This is a genomic window from Lelliottia amnigena, assembly GCF_019047465.1.
GTDB classification, from domain to species: domain Bacteria; phylum Pseudomonadota; class Gammaproteobacteria; order Enterobacterales; family Enterobacteriaceae; genus Enterobacter; species Enterobacter amnigenus.
The window spans coordinates 2,571,033-2,587,622 of sequence record NZ_CP077236.1 but is presented as its reverse complement, the minus strand read 5'-3'; the positions used below and the strand labels follow the sequence as shown (position 1 = coordinate 2,587,622).

14 protein-coding genes are annotated in these 16,590 nt (G+C 53.6%); 7 read left to right on the top strand and 7 right to left on the bottom strand.

Annotated elements, in window-relative coordinates:
- Window positions 1-105 precede the first annotated feature (105 nt).
- Together I6L74_RS12105 and I6L74_RS12100 are read right to left on the bottom strand one after the other, a co-directional pair.
- A complete protein-coding gene (locus tag I6L74_RS12105; protein ID WP_059180093.1) occupies window positions 106-876 on the bottom strand; it encodes an ABC transporter permease in 771 nt (256 codons plus the stop codon).
- Window positions 873-1,799, bottom strand: a complete 927-nt coding sequence (locus I6L74_RS12100) for an ABC transporter ATP-binding protein (protein ID WP_059180094.1) — start codon at window positions 1,797-1,799, stop codon at window positions 873-875. Before I6L74_RS12100 ends, I6L74_RS12105 begins: the two co-directional genes overlap by 4 nt.
- 107 nt (window positions 1,800-1,906) lie before the next feature.
- Here I6L74_RS12100 and can point away from each other — a divergent pair, with 107 nt between their 5' ends.
- Complete coding sequence (gene can / locus I6L74_RS12095; protein ID WP_059180095.1) at window positions 1,907-2,569, top strand: carbonate dehydratase; 663 nt, start codon at window positions 1,907-1,909, stop codon at window positions 2,567-2,569.
- A 43-nt stretch (window positions 2,570-2,612) separates the two neighbouring features.
- On the opposite strand, the gene hpt is transcribed toward can, so the two are convergent.
- Window positions 2,613-3,149, bottom strand: a complete 537-nt coding sequence (gene hpt, locus I6L74_RS12090) for a hypoxanthine phosphoribosyltransferase (protein WP_012016081.1) — start codon at window positions 3,147-3,149, stop codon at window positions 2,613-2,615.
- Between the two features lie 206 nt (window positions 3,150-3,355).
- Between hpt and I6L74_RS12085 the strand changes: the two genes are divergently transcribed.
- Window positions 3,356-5,746: a glucose/quinate/shikimate family membrane-bound PQQ-dependent dehydrogenase gene (locus I6L74_RS12085; protein ID WP_059180096.1), complete on the top strand. Its 2,391-nt coding sequence runs from the start codon at window positions 3,356-3,358 to the stop codon at window positions 5,744-5,746.
- A gap of 183 nt (window positions 5,747-5,929) precedes the next feature.
- Here I6L74_RS12085 and cueO read toward each other — a convergent pair whose 3' ends face one another.
- Entirely contained in the window at window positions 5,930-7,504 is a 1,575-nt protein-coding gene (gene cueO, locus I6L74_RS12080) for a multicopper oxidase CueO (RefSeq protein WP_059180237.1), read from the bottom strand.
- A 144-nt stretch (window positions 7,505-7,648) separates the two neighbouring features.
- Here cueO and I6L74_RS12075 point away from each other — a divergent pair, with 144 nt between their 5' ends.
- The 3 genes from I6L74_RS12075 (at window position 7,649) to speD (ending at window position 9,778) form a co-directional block, all read left to right on the top strand.
- Entirely contained in the window at window positions 7,649-7,996 is a 348-nt protein-coding gene (locus tag I6L74_RS12075) for a YacC family pilotin-like protein (protein WP_041689592.1), read from the top strand.
- A 116-nt stretch (window positions 7,997-8,112) separates the two neighbouring features.
- Entirely contained in the window at window positions 8,113-8,982 is an 870-nt protein-coding gene (speE, locus tag I6L74_RS12070; protein WP_059180097.1) for a polyamine aminopropyltransferase, read from the top strand.
- Between the two features lies 1 nt (window position 8,983).
- Window positions 8,984-9,778: an adenosylmethionine decarboxylase gene (gene speD / locus I6L74_RS12065; protein ID WP_012016076.1), complete on the top strand. Its 795-nt coding sequence runs from the start codon at window positions 8,984-8,986 to the stop codon at window positions 9,776-9,778.
- A 31-nt stretch (window positions 9,779-9,809) separates the two neighbouring features.
- On the opposite strand, the gene yacL is transcribed toward speD, so the two are convergent.
- Window positions 9,810-10,172 (bottom strand): protein YacL, encoded by a 363-nt coding sequence (gene yacL, locus I6L74_RS12060; RefSeq protein ID WP_059180098.1) that lies wholly within the window; start codon window positions 10,170-10,172, stop codon window positions 9,810-9,812.
- Between the two features lie 190 nt (window positions 10,173-10,362).
- A complete protein-coding gene (gene acnB, locus I6L74_RS12055; protein ID WP_072241938.1) occupies window positions 10,363-12,960 on the bottom strand; it encodes a bifunctional aconitate hydratase 2/2-methylisocitrate dehydratase in 2,598 nt (865 codons plus the stop codon).
- 415 nt (window positions 12,961-13,375) lie between these two features.
- On the opposite strand from acnB, the gene I6L74_RS12050 reads away from it, so the two are divergent.
- Together I6L74_RS12050 and I6L74_RS12045 are read left to right on the top strand one after the other, a co-directional pair.
- Complete coding sequence (locus I6L74_RS12050; RefSeq protein WP_059180100.1) at window positions 13,376-14,929, top strand: DUF3300 domain-containing protein; 1,554 nt, start codon at window positions 13,376-13,378, stop codon at window positions 14,927-14,929.
- 10 nt (window positions 14,930-14,939) lie between these two features.
- Window positions 14,940-15,734, top strand: a complete 795-nt coding sequence (locus tag I6L74_RS12045; protein ID WP_059180101.1) for a DUF2950 family protein — start codon at window positions 14,940-14,942, stop codon at window positions 15,732-15,734.
- Window positions 15,735-15,799: 65 nt separating this feature from the next.
- On the opposite strand, the gene traT is transcribed toward I6L74_RS12045, so the two are convergent.
- Complete coding sequence (traT, locus tag I6L74_RS12040; protein WP_059180102.1) at window positions 15,800-16,531, bottom strand: complement resistance protein TraT; 732 nt, start codon at window positions 16,529-16,531, stop codon at window positions 15,800-15,802.
- Between the last annotated feature and the right edge of the window lie 59 nt (window positions 16,532-16,590).

Sequence of the window (16,590 nt, the reverse complement as noted above, 5' to 3'; positions counted from 1 at the left end):
CGTCTCTCCTTAGCAGACGAGTAGTTTAGCGGAGTGACGATGAGTTTACGGTGATAACAGTCAAGAAAATGTCCCGGCAGACTCAGTACTGCCGGGATAGTGAGCTTAGCTGCGCAGACCGCGCCCACGCTGGATCAGATACCAACACAAAATGTAGAAAGCGATGATAAAGACGCCCAGAACCGCGACAGTGGTGAACAGCGGCACGTCCGTGATACCGAGGAAACCAAAGCGGAAGCCGCTGATCATGTAAACAATCGGGTTCAGGTGCGACAGCGCCTGCCAGAATGGCGGCAGCAGCGTCAGCGAATAGAACACCCCGCCGAGATAGGTCAGCGGCGTTAACACGAAGGTGGGGATCAGGCTGATATCATCAAACGTGGTCGCAAATACGGCGTTCAAGAGACCCGCTAACGAGAACAGAATCGCCGTCATCAGCAACGTTAACGCAACGAACAACCACGAATGTACCTGGAACGGTACAAAGAACAGTGAAATGGCCGTCACCAGAATGCCAACACACAGGCCACGCGCCACACCACCGCCAACATATCCGGCGATAATCACGTGCGTAGGAACCGGCGCGACCAGCAGCTCTTCAATGTTTCGCTGGAATTTGGCGCTAAAGAACGACGACGCCACGTTCGCGTACGCGTTGGTGATCACCGCCATCATGATTAAACCTGGGACAATGAATTGCATGTAGGTGAAACCATGCATTTCGCCAATACGGGAACCAATCAGATTACCGAAGATGATGAAATACAGCGTCATGGTGATCACGGGCGGGACCAGCGTCTGGATCCAGATGCGCATAAAGCGGTTAATTTCTTTCGCCCAGATACTTTTCAGCGCCACCCAGTAAAGATGCGTCATGCCTGCTCTCCTCTTTTATCATGGACCAGCGAGACGAACAGTTCTTCCAGTCGGTTGGCTTTGTTTCGCATACTCAATACCTGCACGCCCTGCGCGCTCAGCTGTGAAAACACGCTGTTAATACCCTGCTCACGCAGAACTTCCACTTCCAGCGTCGACGTATCCACCAGACGATACTGGTAGCCTTCTAGCGTTGGCAGCGGGCTTTTCGATGCCAGATCGAGGATGAAGGTTTCCGACTTCAGCTTGGAGAGCAGATTTTTCATCGAGGTATTTTCCACCAGTTCACCGTGCTGGATGATACCGATGTTACGACAGAGCATTTCGGCTTCTTCAAGGTAATGCGTTGTCAGAATAATCGTGGTGCCTTTATCGTTTAAATCCTTCAAAAAGCCCCACATTGAGCGGCGAAGTTCGATATCCACGCCCGCAGTTGGCTCATCAAGGATCAGCAGCTTGGGTTCGTGCATCAGCGCACGAGCGATCATCAAACGACGCTTCATCCCGCCGGATAACATGCGCGCACGTTCGTCGCGTTTTTCCCACAGATCGAGCTGTTTTAAATACTTTTCGCTACGCGCGACCGCGTCATGGCGCTCGACGCCGTAGTACCCCGCCTGATTGACCACAATCTGCTGCACGGTTTCAAAGGGGTTGAAGTTAAACTCCTGCGGCACCAGCCCCAGTTGGCGTTTGGCGTTGACCACGTCTTTTTCCAGGTCATATCCGAACACCGCGACTTTGCCGGAAGATTTGTTTACCAGCGAGCTGATAATACCGATGGTGGTGGATTTCCCCGCGCCGTTCGGCCCCAGCAGGGCATAAAAATCCCCGGCCTCCACTTTCAGATCGATCCCGCGTAGCGCCTGGACGCCGCCCGGATAGACTTTTTTAAGCTGCTCAAGCTCCAGTGCAATTGTCATGAAATAAGCTTACCTATAGTTCTGACACACGTTGTGTGGTTTCAATAAAAGTCGAGTTACCCTATATTAGCGCAACGCTATTACTCGGTTACAGGTCGTTAACCTCTATGAATGACATAGATACACTCATCAGCAACAATGCACTATGGTCAAAAATGCTGATAGAAGAGGATCCGGGATTTTTCGAAAAACTGGCGCAAGCGCAGAACCCGCGCTTTCTATGGATTGGATGTTCCGACAGCCGCGTCCCGGCAGAACGCCTGACAGGTCTTGAACCCGGCGAACTGTTCGTTCACCGTAACGTTGCAAACCTGGTGATTCACACCGATCTCAACTGCCTGTCCGTTGTTCAGTACGCCGTGGACGTTCTGGAAGTTGAACATATTATTATTTGCGGCCACTACGGCTGCGGTGGCGTACAGGCAGCAATCGAAAATCCGGAACTGGGTTTGATCGATAATTGGCTACTGCACATTCGCGATATCTGGTTCAAACATAGTTCACTGCTGGGTGAAATGCCGCAGGAACGTCGTCTGGACACGCTATGTGAACTTAACGTGATGGAACAAGTGTACAACTTAGGACACTCGACCATTATGCGTTCAGCGTGGAAGCGCGGGCAGAAGGTGTCAGTTCATGGCTGGGCATACGGTATTCATGACGGGTTGCTGCGCAATCTGGAAGTTACCGCGACTAACCGCGAAACGCTTGAACAACGCTATCGTCAGGGTGTGTCTAACCTGACAAAAAAACACGTCAATCATAAATAAGCGTGCAAAAACCGGGCGTGACCCGGCTTTTACTTTTCTTCGTTTACTCGTCCAGCAACACGACTTTGCCGACATACGGCAGATGGCGATAACGCTGCGCATAATCAATGCCGTAACCCACCACGAACTCATCCGGAATCGAGAAGCCGATAAATTCCACCGGAACGTCGACTTCACGACGCGAGGGTTTATCCAGCAGGGTGCAAATCGCCAGCGATTTTGGCCCACGCAGGCTCAGGATTTCGCGCACTTTAGACAAGGTGTTACCGGAGTCGATGATGTCCTCAACGATTAACACATCTTTGCCACGAATATCTTCATCCAGGTCTTTCAGGATTTTCACATCACGCGTGGTCGACATGCCGCTGCCGTAGCTGGAGGCGGTCATAAAATCGACTTCGTGGGACACCTGCACTTCGCGGCACAGGTCTGCCATGAACATGAAGGAGCCGCGCAGCAGACCCACCAGCACCATTTCGCTGCCGCTGTCCTGATAACGCTCGGTGATTTGACGACCCAGTTCAGCGATACGCGCTTTGATCTCCGCTTCCGGGATCATCACTTCAACAGTATGTTTCATTTTACTAACCGTATGATTTTAAAACCAATCTATCAATGAGGATGCCCTGGCGTCCGGCATTGATTCACAAGCCCTGCAGTATACCAGCAAATGGATTGGCCTGGCGCATGAGTTGTTAAAAGCTCAATTTGTGATTCCGATCACACTTGTTAATACCTATAATTAATTGCTATCAAAATTTTAACAAAACTGAAGAGTACTTTTCTATGGCTGAAACAAAAGTTCAACAGTCGCGTCTACTGGTGACATTAACAGCAGCGTTCGCAGCGTTTTGCGCACTCTATCTGTTAATCGGTGGCGTCTGGCTGGTCGCATTAGGCGGCTCCTGGTATTACCCGATTGCGGGCCTGGTTATGGTTGGCGTAACCGTTCTGCTCTTAAAGGGTAAACGATCCGCACTGTGGCTCTATGCTGCACTGCTTCTTGTCACAATGATTTGGGGAGTCTGGGAAGTTGGCTTCGACTTCTGGGCGCTGACGCCGCGCAGCGACATCCTGGTCTTCTTTGGGATTTGGCTGATCCTGCCATTCGTCTGGCGTCGCCTGAGGGTTCCTTCCAGCGGTGCGGTTGCCGCGCTGGTGGTTTCCCTGCTGATTACGGGCGGCATGCTAACCTGGGCTGGATTTAACGATCCGCAGGAAGTGAAAGGCACGCTGAGCGCAGATTCCACACCCGCTGCGGCAATCTCTGACGTTGCAGACGGTGACTGGCCGGCTTATGGCCGCAACCAGGAAGGCCAACGTTATTCTCCGCTGAAGCAAATCAACGCCGATAACGTTAAAAACCTGAAGGAAGCCTGGGTGTTCCGCACTGGCGACCTGAAGCAGCCAAACGATCCGGGCGAACTGACCAACGAAGTGACGCCGATCAAAGTGGGCAACATGCTTTACCTGTGTACCGCGCACCAGCGTCTGTTCGCGCTTGATGCCGCTACCGGTAAAGAGAAATGGCACTTCGACCCGCAGCTTAATTCTAATCCGTCCTTCCAGCATATTACCTGCCGTGGCGTGTCCTATCACGAAGCCCGTGCGGATAATGCCAGCCCGGAAGTGGTGGCCGATTGCCCGCGTCGCATCATGCTGCCGGTCAACGATGGCCGACTGTTCGCCATTAACGCCGAAACCGGCAAGCTGTGCGAAACCTTTGGCAACAAAGGCATTCTGAATCTGCAGACCAATATGCCGGATACCACGCCGGGTCTGTATGAACCGACCTCCCCGCCGATTATCACCGATAAAACGATTGTGATCGCAGGTTCGGTCACGGATAACTTCTCGACTCGCGAAACGTCCGGTGTGATCCGTGGTTTCGACGTTAACACGGGCAAACTGCTGTGGGCCTTCGATCCGGGCGCGAAAGATCCTAACGCGATTCCGGCGGATGAACACACGTTCACCTTCAACTCGCCGAACTCCTGGGCGCCTGCGGCGTATGACGCGAAGCTGGATCTGGTGTATCTGCCGATGGGTGTGACCACCCCGGATATCTGGGGCGGTAACCGTACCCCAGAGCAGGAACGTTACGCCAGCGCCATCGTGGCGCTGAATGCAACGACCGGGAAACTGGCCTGGAGCTATCAGACCGTACACCACGACCTGTGGGATATGGATATGCCGTCCCAGCCGACGCTTGCAGATATCACCGTTAACGGCAAAACCGTTCCGGTGATTTATGCCCCGGCGAAAACCGGCAACATCTTTGTACTCGACCGTACCAACGGCAAACTGGTGGTTCCAGCGCCGGAAAAACCGGTTCCGCAAGGTGCAGCCAAAGGTGATTACGTCACTAAAACGCAGCCTTTCTCGGATCTGAGCTTCCGTCCGAAGAAAGATCTGACCGGTGCCGATATGTGGGGCGCCACCATGTTCGACCAGCTGGTGTGCCGCGTGATGTTCCATCAGCTGCGCTATGAAGGCATCTTCACGCCGCCGTCTGAGCAGGGCACGCTGGTCTTCCCGGGGAACCTGGGGATGTTCGAATGGGGCGGAATTTCGGTTGATCCTAACCGTCAGGTAGCGATCGCTAACCCAATGGCGTTGCCGTTCGTCTCTAAGCTGATCCCACGCGGTCCGGGTAATCCAATGGAACAGCCGAAAGACGCGAAAGGTAGCGGTACAGAAGCGGGTATTCAGCCGCAGTACGGCGTACCGTTTGGCGTGACGCTGAACCCGTTCCTGTCACCGTTTGGCCTGCCGTGTAAACAGCCTGCATGGGGTTATATTTCCGCGCTGGATCTGAAAACCAATCAGGTTGTGTGGAAAAAACGTATTGGTACGCCACAGGACAGCATGCCGTTCCCGATGCCAATTCCAGTGCCGTTCAATATGGGTATGCCGATGCTGGGTGGACCGATTTCCACCGCAGGTAACGTCCTGTTCATCGCGGCGACCGCAGATAACTACCTGCGTGCATACAACATGAGCAACGGTGAAAAACTGTGGCAAGGCCGTCTGCCTGCGGGTGGACAAGCGACGCCGATGACCTATGAAGTGGATGGCAAGCAGTATGTTGTTATCTCTGCGGGCGGTCACGGTTCGTTTGGTACGAAGATGGGCGACTACATTGTCGCGTACGCTCTGCCTGACGATGTGAAATAAAAGCAAAAAGGCAACTTCGGTTGCCTTTTTTAATGTCTGTTCCCTCTCCCGCGCGAGAGGGCCAGGGTGAGGGCATCAGTCCGCACAAGGTCAAAGCAAAAAGGCAACGCCAGTTGCCTTTTTTAGTGCCTGTTCCCTCTCCCGCGGGAGAGGGCCAGGGTGAGGGCATCAGGCGACGCGGGTCTACACCGTAAACCCGAGCATCATTCCCGTATCTTCATGCTCCAGCAGATGACAGTGCGCCATATAGGCGAATTCCTTCGGCGCGTCGTGCTCGAATTTCACCAGTACCTCACTCACGCCACCTTCCACGCGAACCGTATCTTTCCAGCCCGTACGATGGGCCGCTGGCGCTTTACCGTTCTCTGATAAAATGCGGAACTGCGTGCCGTGAATGTGGAACGGATGCAGCATCATGTCGCCTTCACCCGATATCACCCAGCGCTCATACTGCCCTTTCGCGGCAGCAAACATCGGCGTATCCATATCAAAGGCCTTGCCATTAATGCGGTTAGCGTTGTGGAAATCAAATTTATGATCGCCGTGATTCATCCCGCCCATATTCCCATGGTCCATCTTGCCGTGGTCCATATTCATATGGCCCATCATTTGTCCGTGCTGCATCCCGGCCATCGCCTGGTCGCCGTATTTATTCATCAGCGCCTGCATGCCCATCATGTCGAGCATCGGATCCATAGAGAGCTGGAGTTTACGCTGCGTTAATCCCTCCAGGGACGGCAGCGCAGGCATGGCGGCGAGCGTGTCTGGCATTTCGCCAGAAGCCGTGACCAGCAGTGGCTGAATGCGCAAAACGGGATGCGGTTTATCGAACGGTGCGACGGCCATGCCCATCTGGCTTACGGGCAGCGTGAGGAGATCAAACGGCTTACCGTCGCTGATATCAACCAGCACTTCGAAACGCTCGCCCATCAGCATCGGCAGTTCGCTGACCTTCACCGGCTCGGCCAACAGCCCACCATCGCTGGCTATCACGTACATCGGGCGCCGATCGCTGGTGGCAAAATTGAGTGAACGCGCGTTACACCCGTTAAGCAATCGCAGCCGTAGCCAGCCTTTCGGGGCGGCGTGTTGCGGATAAATCGCGCCGTTGGTCAGAAGCGTGTCGCCAAACCAGCCCACCGCCGCCGTCATCACATCCAGCTGATAATCGATTTGCCCGTCAGCACTGAATTTTTTGTCCTGCACGATGACCGGCACATCGTCGATGCCCCACTGTTTTGGCAGGCGCAACAAGCGGCTTTCGTCATCCTCAATCAATACCAGCCCCGCCAGCCCCATTGCCACCTGATGGCCCGTTTTACCGTGCTGATGCGGATGGAACCAACAGGTCGCTGCGCGCTGGTCAGGCGTAAACGTCACCGTGCGCTGGCCGCCCGGTTTGATAATGCCCTGCGGCCCACCGTCAACGTCGCCCGGAACCTCAAGGCCATGCCAGTGCAACGTCGTCTCTTCAGCAAGCGTGTTATGAATATTAACCGTGACCTCTTTGCCTCTGCGCAATTGAAGGGCAGGCCCAAGCAAATTGCCGTTATATCCCCATGTGGTGGCGTTATGGGGGCCAAAGGCAGATTTCCCTGACTGTACGACGAGCTGAATGCGGCTGCGCGCATCTGCGGCCAATAAATCAGGGATCGGTAATGCGGGTCTGTCGACGGCAAAAGCAGTGCGACTCCAAAGCGGTAATGCGCTGGCAGCCCCCAACACAGCTGAATATTTCAAAAAATCACGACGTTGCATGTTCATTCCTTTTTTCCTGCAGGCGATATTTTGAGCTTAAACCCTCCCCTAACCGGAAGGTCAAGTAAAGTGGCAATAATAAAGGTCGTCTCGCTGGTCGCAAATATGCTAACGTTAAATTTCCGTGATGCAGTGGTAGAAGCAATGAAGACGTTTTTCAGGACAATTTTGTTCGGCAGCCTGATGGCTATGTGTGCGAACAGTTATGCGCTAAGTGAAAATGAAGCGGAAGATATGGCCGATTTAACGGCGGTTTTTGTTTTCCTGAAAAACGATTGCGGTTACCAGAATTTACCCAATGGGCAGATTCGTCGCGCACTGGTCTTTTTTGCCCAGCAGAATCAATGGGATCTCAGCAACTACGATAGCTTTGACATGAAGGCGCTCGGTGAAGACAGTTACCGCGATTTAAGCGGCATTGGCATTCCTGTCGCGAAAAAATGCAAAGCGCTGGCCCGCGATTCGCTCAGCCTGCTCGCCTACGTCAAATAATCTTCCCGACGCCCCTTTGTTGAAATAATGGCCGTGCTTGCGCGGTTCTTGTTCGCTATGATGTTGCGCCCATATTGCGTGGGTGTAATAGATATTAACAAAGGAGGGTTCAGCTCATGACCGATAAAACAGTGTGGCACGAAACGCTGCATGACCAGTTTGGTCAGTACTTTGCCGTGGATAACGTGCTCTATCACGAGAAAACCGATCATCAGGATTTGATCATTTTCGAGAACGCTGCATTTGGGCGCGTGATGGCGCTGGATGGCGTAGTGCAAACGACCGAACGTGATGAGTTTATTTATCATGAAATGATGACCCATGTGCCATTACTGGCGCACGGACACGCAAAACATGTGCTGATTATCGGCGGTGGCGACGGCGCAATGCTGCGTGAAGTGTCTCGCCATAAATCTATCGAAACGATCACGATGGTGGAAATCGACGCCGGTGTCGTCTCGTTCTGCCGCCAGTACCTGCCCAATCACAACGCTGGCAGCTATGACGATCCGCGCTTTACGCTGGTGATCGACGACGGCGTCAACTTTGTGAATCAGACCAATCAAACGTTTGACGTGATCATCTCCGATTGCACCGATCCGATTGGCCCTGGCGCCACGCTCTTCACCTCGTCATTCTACGAAGGCTGCAAACGCTGCCTGAACCCTGGCGGGATTTTCGTTGCCCAGAACGGCGTCTGCTTCCTGCAACAGGACGAAGCGATCGACAGTCATCGTAAACTGAGCCATTACTTCGGTGATGTCAGTTTCTATCAGGCTGCGATTCCTACCTATTACGGCGGGATTATGACCTTCGCGTGGGCGACGGATAACGACGTTTTACGCCATCTCTCCACCGAGATCATTGCTGCACGCTTTCATCAGACCCACCTGAAATGCCGTTACTACAATCCGGCCGTCCACACGGCAGCGTTCGCCTTGCCGCAATATTTGCAAGACGCACTGTCCTCTAAGGAGGTGAGCTAAATTGAAAAAACTGAAACTGCATGGCTTTAACAATCTGACGAAAAGCCTGAGTTTTTGTATTTACGATATCTGCTACGTTAAAACCGCAGAAGAGCGCGATGGTTATATCGCCTATATCGATGAACTCTACAATGCCAACCGTCTGACCGAAATTCTGTCAGAAACCTGCTCCATCATCGGAGCCAATATTCTAAACATTGCGCGTCAGGACTATGAGCCGCAGGGCGCGAGCGTCACGATTCTGGTGAGCGAAGAGCCTGTGGATCCACAGCTTATCGATCCGACCGAACATCCAGGCCCTCTGCCAGAAGCGGTGGTGGCCCATCTCGACAAAAGCCACATCTGCGTGCATACCTATCCAGAGAGCCACCCGGAAGCCGGGCTGTGCACTTTCCGCGCCGATATCGAAGTGTCGACCTGCGGTGTGATTTCACCACTCAATGCGCTGAATTATCTTATCCACCAGCTTGAATCCGATATCGTGACGATTGATTATCGCGTGCGCGGTTTTACCCGTGACATCAATGGCATGAAGTATTTTATCGATCATGAAATTAACTCGATTCAGAACTTTATGTCTGAAGACATGAAGGGGCTGTACGACATGATGGACGTGAACGTGTATCAGGAAAATATTTTCCACACCAAGATGTTGCTTAAGGAGTTTGACCTTAAGCACTACATGTTCCATACCCAGCCAGAAGACTTAAGCGAAGAAGAGCGAAAGGTCATCACCGACCTGCTCTGGAAAGAGATGCGCGAAATCTACTACGGCCGCAATATTCCGGCCGTGTAAAACACGCCAGGAGCAAGGATGCTCCGGTGGATCACTTCTGTTGCATAAACTCACGGTAGGCTTTCACGACCTGTAAAAAGTCCTCAACGCCGCACAGCGAGAAACTCTCTTCATCGTAATAGCTCATACCCTCTTCCATTTCGTCGCCCGAGATTTCCATCTGGTTGGCGCGCACCATGACTTCTTCACCGTCCATCCATAAGGTGTATTCGTGTCCAATACGCTGCCAGGATCGCTCGCTGCCTTTTATCGTGCGTGCCGCTTGTTCCACTTCATCGAGCAACGCGAGGTTTTCTTTGACCTCTTCGTTAAACCAGTGCCCGACCACTTCGTGGCCCATCGACATACGCACTTTCACCACACCGGTGATATCGCGTAAGAATTCGTAATCCATCGTATTTTCCTCTGCAAAGCCAATAGCGTAATTATCGCAGCAGAGAGGAAGAAAAAAAGCGGAACGCGCGGGAGGAATGAAAATAAAAAGGTGAGAGCACGACGTTGCGGTCTGATGCCCTCACCTCTGCCCTCTCTCATGGGAGAGGGTTCAAACATTTAAACCGTCTGCGAAGAGACGGTTTTGCTGTTTATACTGCCGTCTGGAAAATCACGCCGTCCGCTTTCTCGGTGTACTGAGAGAGCTTATCGAAGTTCAGATAACGGTAGGTATCCACCGCCGTCTTATCTACCTGCGCCACGAAGGTCTGGTACTCTTCCGGCGTTGGCAGTTTGCCAATCAGCGCCGCTACCGCCGCCAGTTCCGCAGAGGCCAGGAAGACGTTCGCGCCCGTCCCTAAACGGTTCGGGAAGTTACGGGTCGACGTAGAAACCACCGTTGCACCGTCAGCGACACGCGCCTGGTTGCCCATACACAGAGAGCAGCCAGGGATTTCGATACGCGCACCGCTCTTACCAAACACGCTGTAGTAGCCTTCTTCGGTCAGCTGTGCGGCATCCATACGGGTTGGCGGAGCCACCCACAGACGCGTTGGCAGCTGGCCTTTATGCGTATCCAACAGCTTACCAGCAGCGCGGAAGTGGCCGATGTTGGTCATGCAGGAACCGATAAACACTTCGTCGATCTTTTCTCCTTGCACGGCAGACAGCGGACGCGCGTCATCAGGATCGTTTGGTGCGCACAGGATTGGCTCTTTGATATCCGCCAGATCGATGTCGATCACTGCGGCATATTCTGCATCAGCATCGGCTTCGAGCAGCTGCGGATCCGCCAGCCATTTCTCCATGCCCTGGACGCGACGCTCCAGCGTACGACGATCGCCGTAGCCTTCTGCGATCATCCACTTCAGCAGCACGATATTTGAGGTGAGATACTCAATAATCGGTTCCTGATTGAGCTTGATGGTACAGCCCGCAGCAGAACGCTCAGCGGAAGCATCGGTCAGTTCGAACGCCTGCTCCACTTTCAGATCTGGCAGGCCTTCAATCTCAAGGATACGGCCAGAGAAGATATTGATTTTGCCTTTCTTCTCAACGGTCAACAGACCCTGTTTGATCGCATACAGCGGGATCGCATGCACCAGATCGCGCAGCGTAATGCCCGGCTGCATTTTGCCTTTAAAGCGCACCAGAACGGATTCCGGCATATCCAACGGCATCACGCCCGTTGCGGCCGCAAACGCCACCAGACCAGAACCCGCCGGGAAGGAGATGCCAATCGGGAAACGGGTATGGGAGTCACCGCCGGTGCCGACGGTATCCGGCAGCAGCATACGGTTCAGCCACGAGTGGATAACACCATCGCCAGGGCGCAGTGAGACGCCGCCACGGTTCATGATGAAGTCAGGCAGCGTGTGGTGCGTGGTCACATCGACCGGTTTTGGATACGCAGCCGTATGACAGAACGACTGCATGACCAGATCGGAAGAGAAGCCCAGGCACGCCAGATCTTTCAGCTCATCACGGGTCATCGGGCCGGTGGTGTCCTGAGAACCCACAGACGTCATCTTCGGCTCGCAGTAAGCACCAGGACGCACGCCCGTCACGCCACAGGCGCGACCCACCATTTTTTGCGCCAGAGAATAGCCGCGATCGCTTTCCGCCACGTCTTTCGCCTGACGGAAAATGTCGCTATGCGGCAGACCCAAGGCTTCGCGCGCTTTGGTCGTCAGGCCACGGCCGATGATCAGCGGAATACGACCACCTGCACGAACTTCATCGACCAGAACGTCGGTTTTCAGTTCAAACGTAGCCAGCAATTCGTTGGTTTCGTGGTTACGCACTTCGCCTTTGAACGGGTAAACGTCAATCACGTCGCCCATGTTCAGGTTATTAACGTCTACCTCGATTGGCAGTGCGCCTGCATCTTCCATGGTGTTAAAAAAGATAGGGGCAATTTTGCCGCCGAGGCACAGGCCGCCGCCGCGCTTGTTCGGGACATGAGGGATATCATCGCCCATGAACCACAGCACGGAGTTGGTCGCAGATTTACGTGAAGAACCGGTTCCGACGACGTCACCGACGTAGGCCAGCGGGAAACCTTTTTTGGCTAACTCTTCAATTTGCGCGATCGGCCCAACCGCACCAGGCTGATCCGGCACAATCCCTTCGCGGGCATTTTTCAGCATTGCCAGGGCGTGCAGAGGGATATCCGGGCGAGACCAGGCATCCGGTGCTGGAGACAGATCATCAGTGTTCGTTTCGCCAGTCACTTTGAATACGGTGACGGTCATTTTTTCTGCCAGCGCTGGACGGTTCAGGAACCATTCAGCATCAGCCCATGACTGCATAACCTGTTTTGCGTAGCGGTTACCCGCTTTCGCTTTTTCTTCAACGTCGTAGAAGTTGTCGAACATCAGCAACGTTTGGGAAAGCGCTTTGGCGGCAATCGGTGCCAGCGTTTCACTTTCCAGCGCGTCAATCAGCGGATGAATGTTATAGCCGCCCTGCATGGTGCCGAGCAGTTCAATCGCTTTTTCAGGGGTGACCAGTGGGGAGGTTGCTTCGCTTTTCGCAATCGCAGCAAGAAAACCGGCTTTCACGTAGGCTGCTTCATCTACGCCAGGCGGTACACGGTTGATCAGCAAATCTAACAGGAATTCTTCTTCGCCCGCAGGCGGATTCTTCAGCAGCTCGACGAGCGCGGCCATTTGGGTTGCATCTAAAGGTTTCGGTACAATTCCCTCGGCGGCACGTTCTGCTACGTGCTTACGGTATTCTTCTAGCACGACGGTTCTCCTCGCTCTCATTATCATAATGCGGCATACACGTTGTGTATCCAGGCTTATCTTCACGCTCCTGTGAGACAGCAGTTTGTAGGGTAAATGCCCGATACCGCGTCGGGCAGCATAGCAGGATTTCTGCACAGTGTTAATGTGTTTACAAAAAAGCAACATTAAATAATTTGCTGAATCGTTAAGGATGGTATAGCGGGGAGAGAGGACAATTTTCAGAGGTAAAACTTGCCTTTTGAAATTCAAACGCCGTTTTATCTATCACGTATAATTTGTGTAATAAATGCTCACACTCTTTATCCGTACACTTCGGGTGGTTTCCCAAGATTCGTCAAAACGCAAAAACACGGGTGAATATACTCGCGGCAACAAGAACGCCAATCGACACTGCTTACGCTGGAGTCACACTATGAAGTTGCCCTTTAAGCCACACCTGATTGTGCTGTTATGCAGTGCCGGGCTGTTAGCCGCGTCCGGCGTCATGTTTGTGAAAAGCCGCGCGCCGGAGAGCGTATCCACGCCGTCAGCAGCGACGCCACCCGCAGCGCCACAACCCGTGGCCCAGCCCCCCGTAGCAGTCGTTGCACCAACCTACACCGCCGCGCAAATCGATCAGTGGACCGCCCCTATCGCACTGTATCCTGACGCGCTGCTGTCGCAAATCCTTATGGCATCCACGTATCCGGCGAACGTCATCCAGGCCGCACAGTGGTCGCAGGATAATCCCAAAATGCAGGGTGATGCGGCTATTCAGGCGGTGAGTGGCCAACCGTGGGATCCGAGCGTCAAATCGCTGGTCGCCTTTCCACAGCTGATGTCGCTGATGGGTGAAAACCCGCCATGGGTCCAGAATCTCGGCGACGCATTCCTCGCACAGCCCAAAGACGTGATGGATTCTGTGCAACGCTTACGTTTGCTGGCGCAGCAGACAGGTGCGCTGCAATCGACGCCGCAGCAAACGGTAACGACCGAAAAGAAAAAGGAACCCGCTCAGACTGCCAATGCCACTTCAAACGCGACCGTGGCGGCAACCAATCCCACGATGATCAAGATCGAATCCGCCGATCCACAGGTGGTGTACGTCCCGACGTATAATCCCGCCACGGTCTACGGGACCTGGCCCAACGCCAGCTATCCGCCGGTCTACCTGCCGCCATCACCCGGTGAGCAATTTACGGATAGCCTGGTGAAAGGCCTGGGCTTCAGCCTGGGAGTAGCAACAACCTACGCGATTTTCAGCAATATCGACTGGGATGACGACGATGACTGGGATCATCACCACCACGATAACGATTACGACCGAAACGGCGGTTATAACCGTAACGGCAATAACAACATCAATATCAACGTCGATAACTTCAATAAAATCAGCGGGGATCGTTTAACAGACGCCCATCGCAACTGGCAGCATAACCCGGCCTATCGTGACGGTGTGCCCTATCCGACCACCCCGCTCAATAACCGTTTCCATCCCACCAACACGGCGACAGGTTTGAGCACCACACAGCAAAAACCGGCGAATCGCGATAGCCAACGGCAGGCGGCGCTGGCCCAGGTACAACAATCGACGGGCAAAACACTATCTCAAACGCAGCGCCCTGCGACAAAAGATGCGCAGCGTCAGGCGTCGAGCGCTCAGCTCAAACAGATTTCACAGCGCAATAATTATCGCGGGTACGACAACACCAAACCCCAGACCACGCAAAGAGCGGCCAATAAAGTGCAGCGTGAGAATCGTCAGACAACTTCTCAGCGTCAGGAAAAACGTGTTTCGCCAACCCTCCAGCAGCGAAACACGCAACCTCGCGCGAATGCCTTAAGTGGAAACGATAGTCGCTCAGGGAACTGGCAGTCGCAACAGCAGCGCGGATCGCAAAGCCGGCAAATGGCATCCCGCCCCCATCAACCGGCGAGACAAATGCCTGCTGGCCGGACTGAACATCGTGAACTTCGTCATCGCTAAGGGAATCGACATGAAAAAGAAAATACTCGGTGGAATGATACTGTTGATGGTTTCCACTTTTGCGATCGCACAACAGCACTTCAGCACACCCGAGCAGGCGACCGACGCATTGGCAAAAGCCATCAGCGAGCAAAATGAACGCGAAATGAAGAACTTGCTTGGGGATGACTGGCGCAATTTCTTGCCGCCTGAAGGGGTCGACCCAGACGCCGTGGACCGTTTTGTACGCGACTGGAAGGTAAGCCACTCGACGGTCATTGCGGGCGATATCGCGCATCTGGTGGTGGGCGACAGCAACTGGCAATTGCCTATCCCCGTCGTGAAAGGGGCATCCGGCTGGCAGTTTGATATGCGCAAGGCGGCCGATGAGATCCTGACGCGTGAGATTGGTCGCAACGAGCTGGCCGCTATCGAAGCGCTTCATGCTTACGTTGATGCCCAGCAAAGCTATTACGCGCTCAACCAAACCTTTGCGCAGAAAATTATCAGTTCAGAAGGAAAGAAAGATGGCCTTTACTGGCCTGCCGCCCCTGGCGAAGCGCCCAGCCCGCTTGGCCCCGCGTTTAGCCCACAGGTGCCGGGCACGGGCTATCACGGCTATCGGTTTCGCATTTTACCTGACAACAACAACGGTTTTGCGATGATCGCCTGGCCCGTCAGCTACGGTCAGACAGGGGTGATGAGTTTTGTGATTAACCAGGATGACAACGTTTATCAGGCCAATCTGGGTGAGGAAACGCAGCAAAGAGCAGAGGCGACAGCTGCGTACCCTCAGGATAAAAACTGGCAGCTTGTGACACCCTAGATAACGCGGGGGAGGAATTGTGTTTGCCGGGTCAACCAAGGTGTCCCGGCAAACAGCAACGGTGATTACAGAATGTTAGCGACGGATTTCGCCAGTTGAGCTTCCAGAACCGGCTTCGCTTCTTCGAACTTCAAGTTCACTTTGTTCGCGTTTGAAACAACACGCGTTTGATATTTCGCGCGATCGCCTTGTTCAGAGCTGGTCTGCAATTTCACACCAGAGGTGCCTTGACGCAGGGCGGCGATATTGTCGGTTGTCACCTTCGCTTTGCTACGCTCAGAAATCTGCAGGTCAGTCACCATGGTATAGTTCACGTCTTCAACCATTGCATCTGCAGCCATGCCAATCAGACCTGCGGCCAGACCCACACCCAGTGCAGCACCGGAAGAACTGCTGTTGTAGGCCGTGATCCCTGCACCCAGCGCAGCACCGACCGCAGCACCTTCGTAGCCGGTTTTCAGGTAGCCCTGAGTCTCGCGCAGGTCCATTTTATTCGCTTTAAGCACGTTTGCCTGAACCCAGTAGTAAGCACTTTCTGGGGAGTTGGTCACTTTATACCCTTTCGCGCTCAGATCGTTAGCCAGCAGCGTTTGCAGGTTACTCATGTCTTTATCAGAGGTATTTTTTACCTGAATATAAACAGTTTTCTCGCTGGACGGCTCAAGCCAGATAGTCTCGCTCATCTGGGTTTTCACTTCCAGATTACGTTTTTTCACAGCGGTAGTCATCGCGCCGCACCCTGTCAACGTCAGCGCTGCCGCGACTAAACCAATCACAGCCACTTTTTTCAAAGACATTTTTTTTCCTTTTTGTGTAATAAAGAGTCCAGAACTTAATAACCGCGCAGCCATTAGCC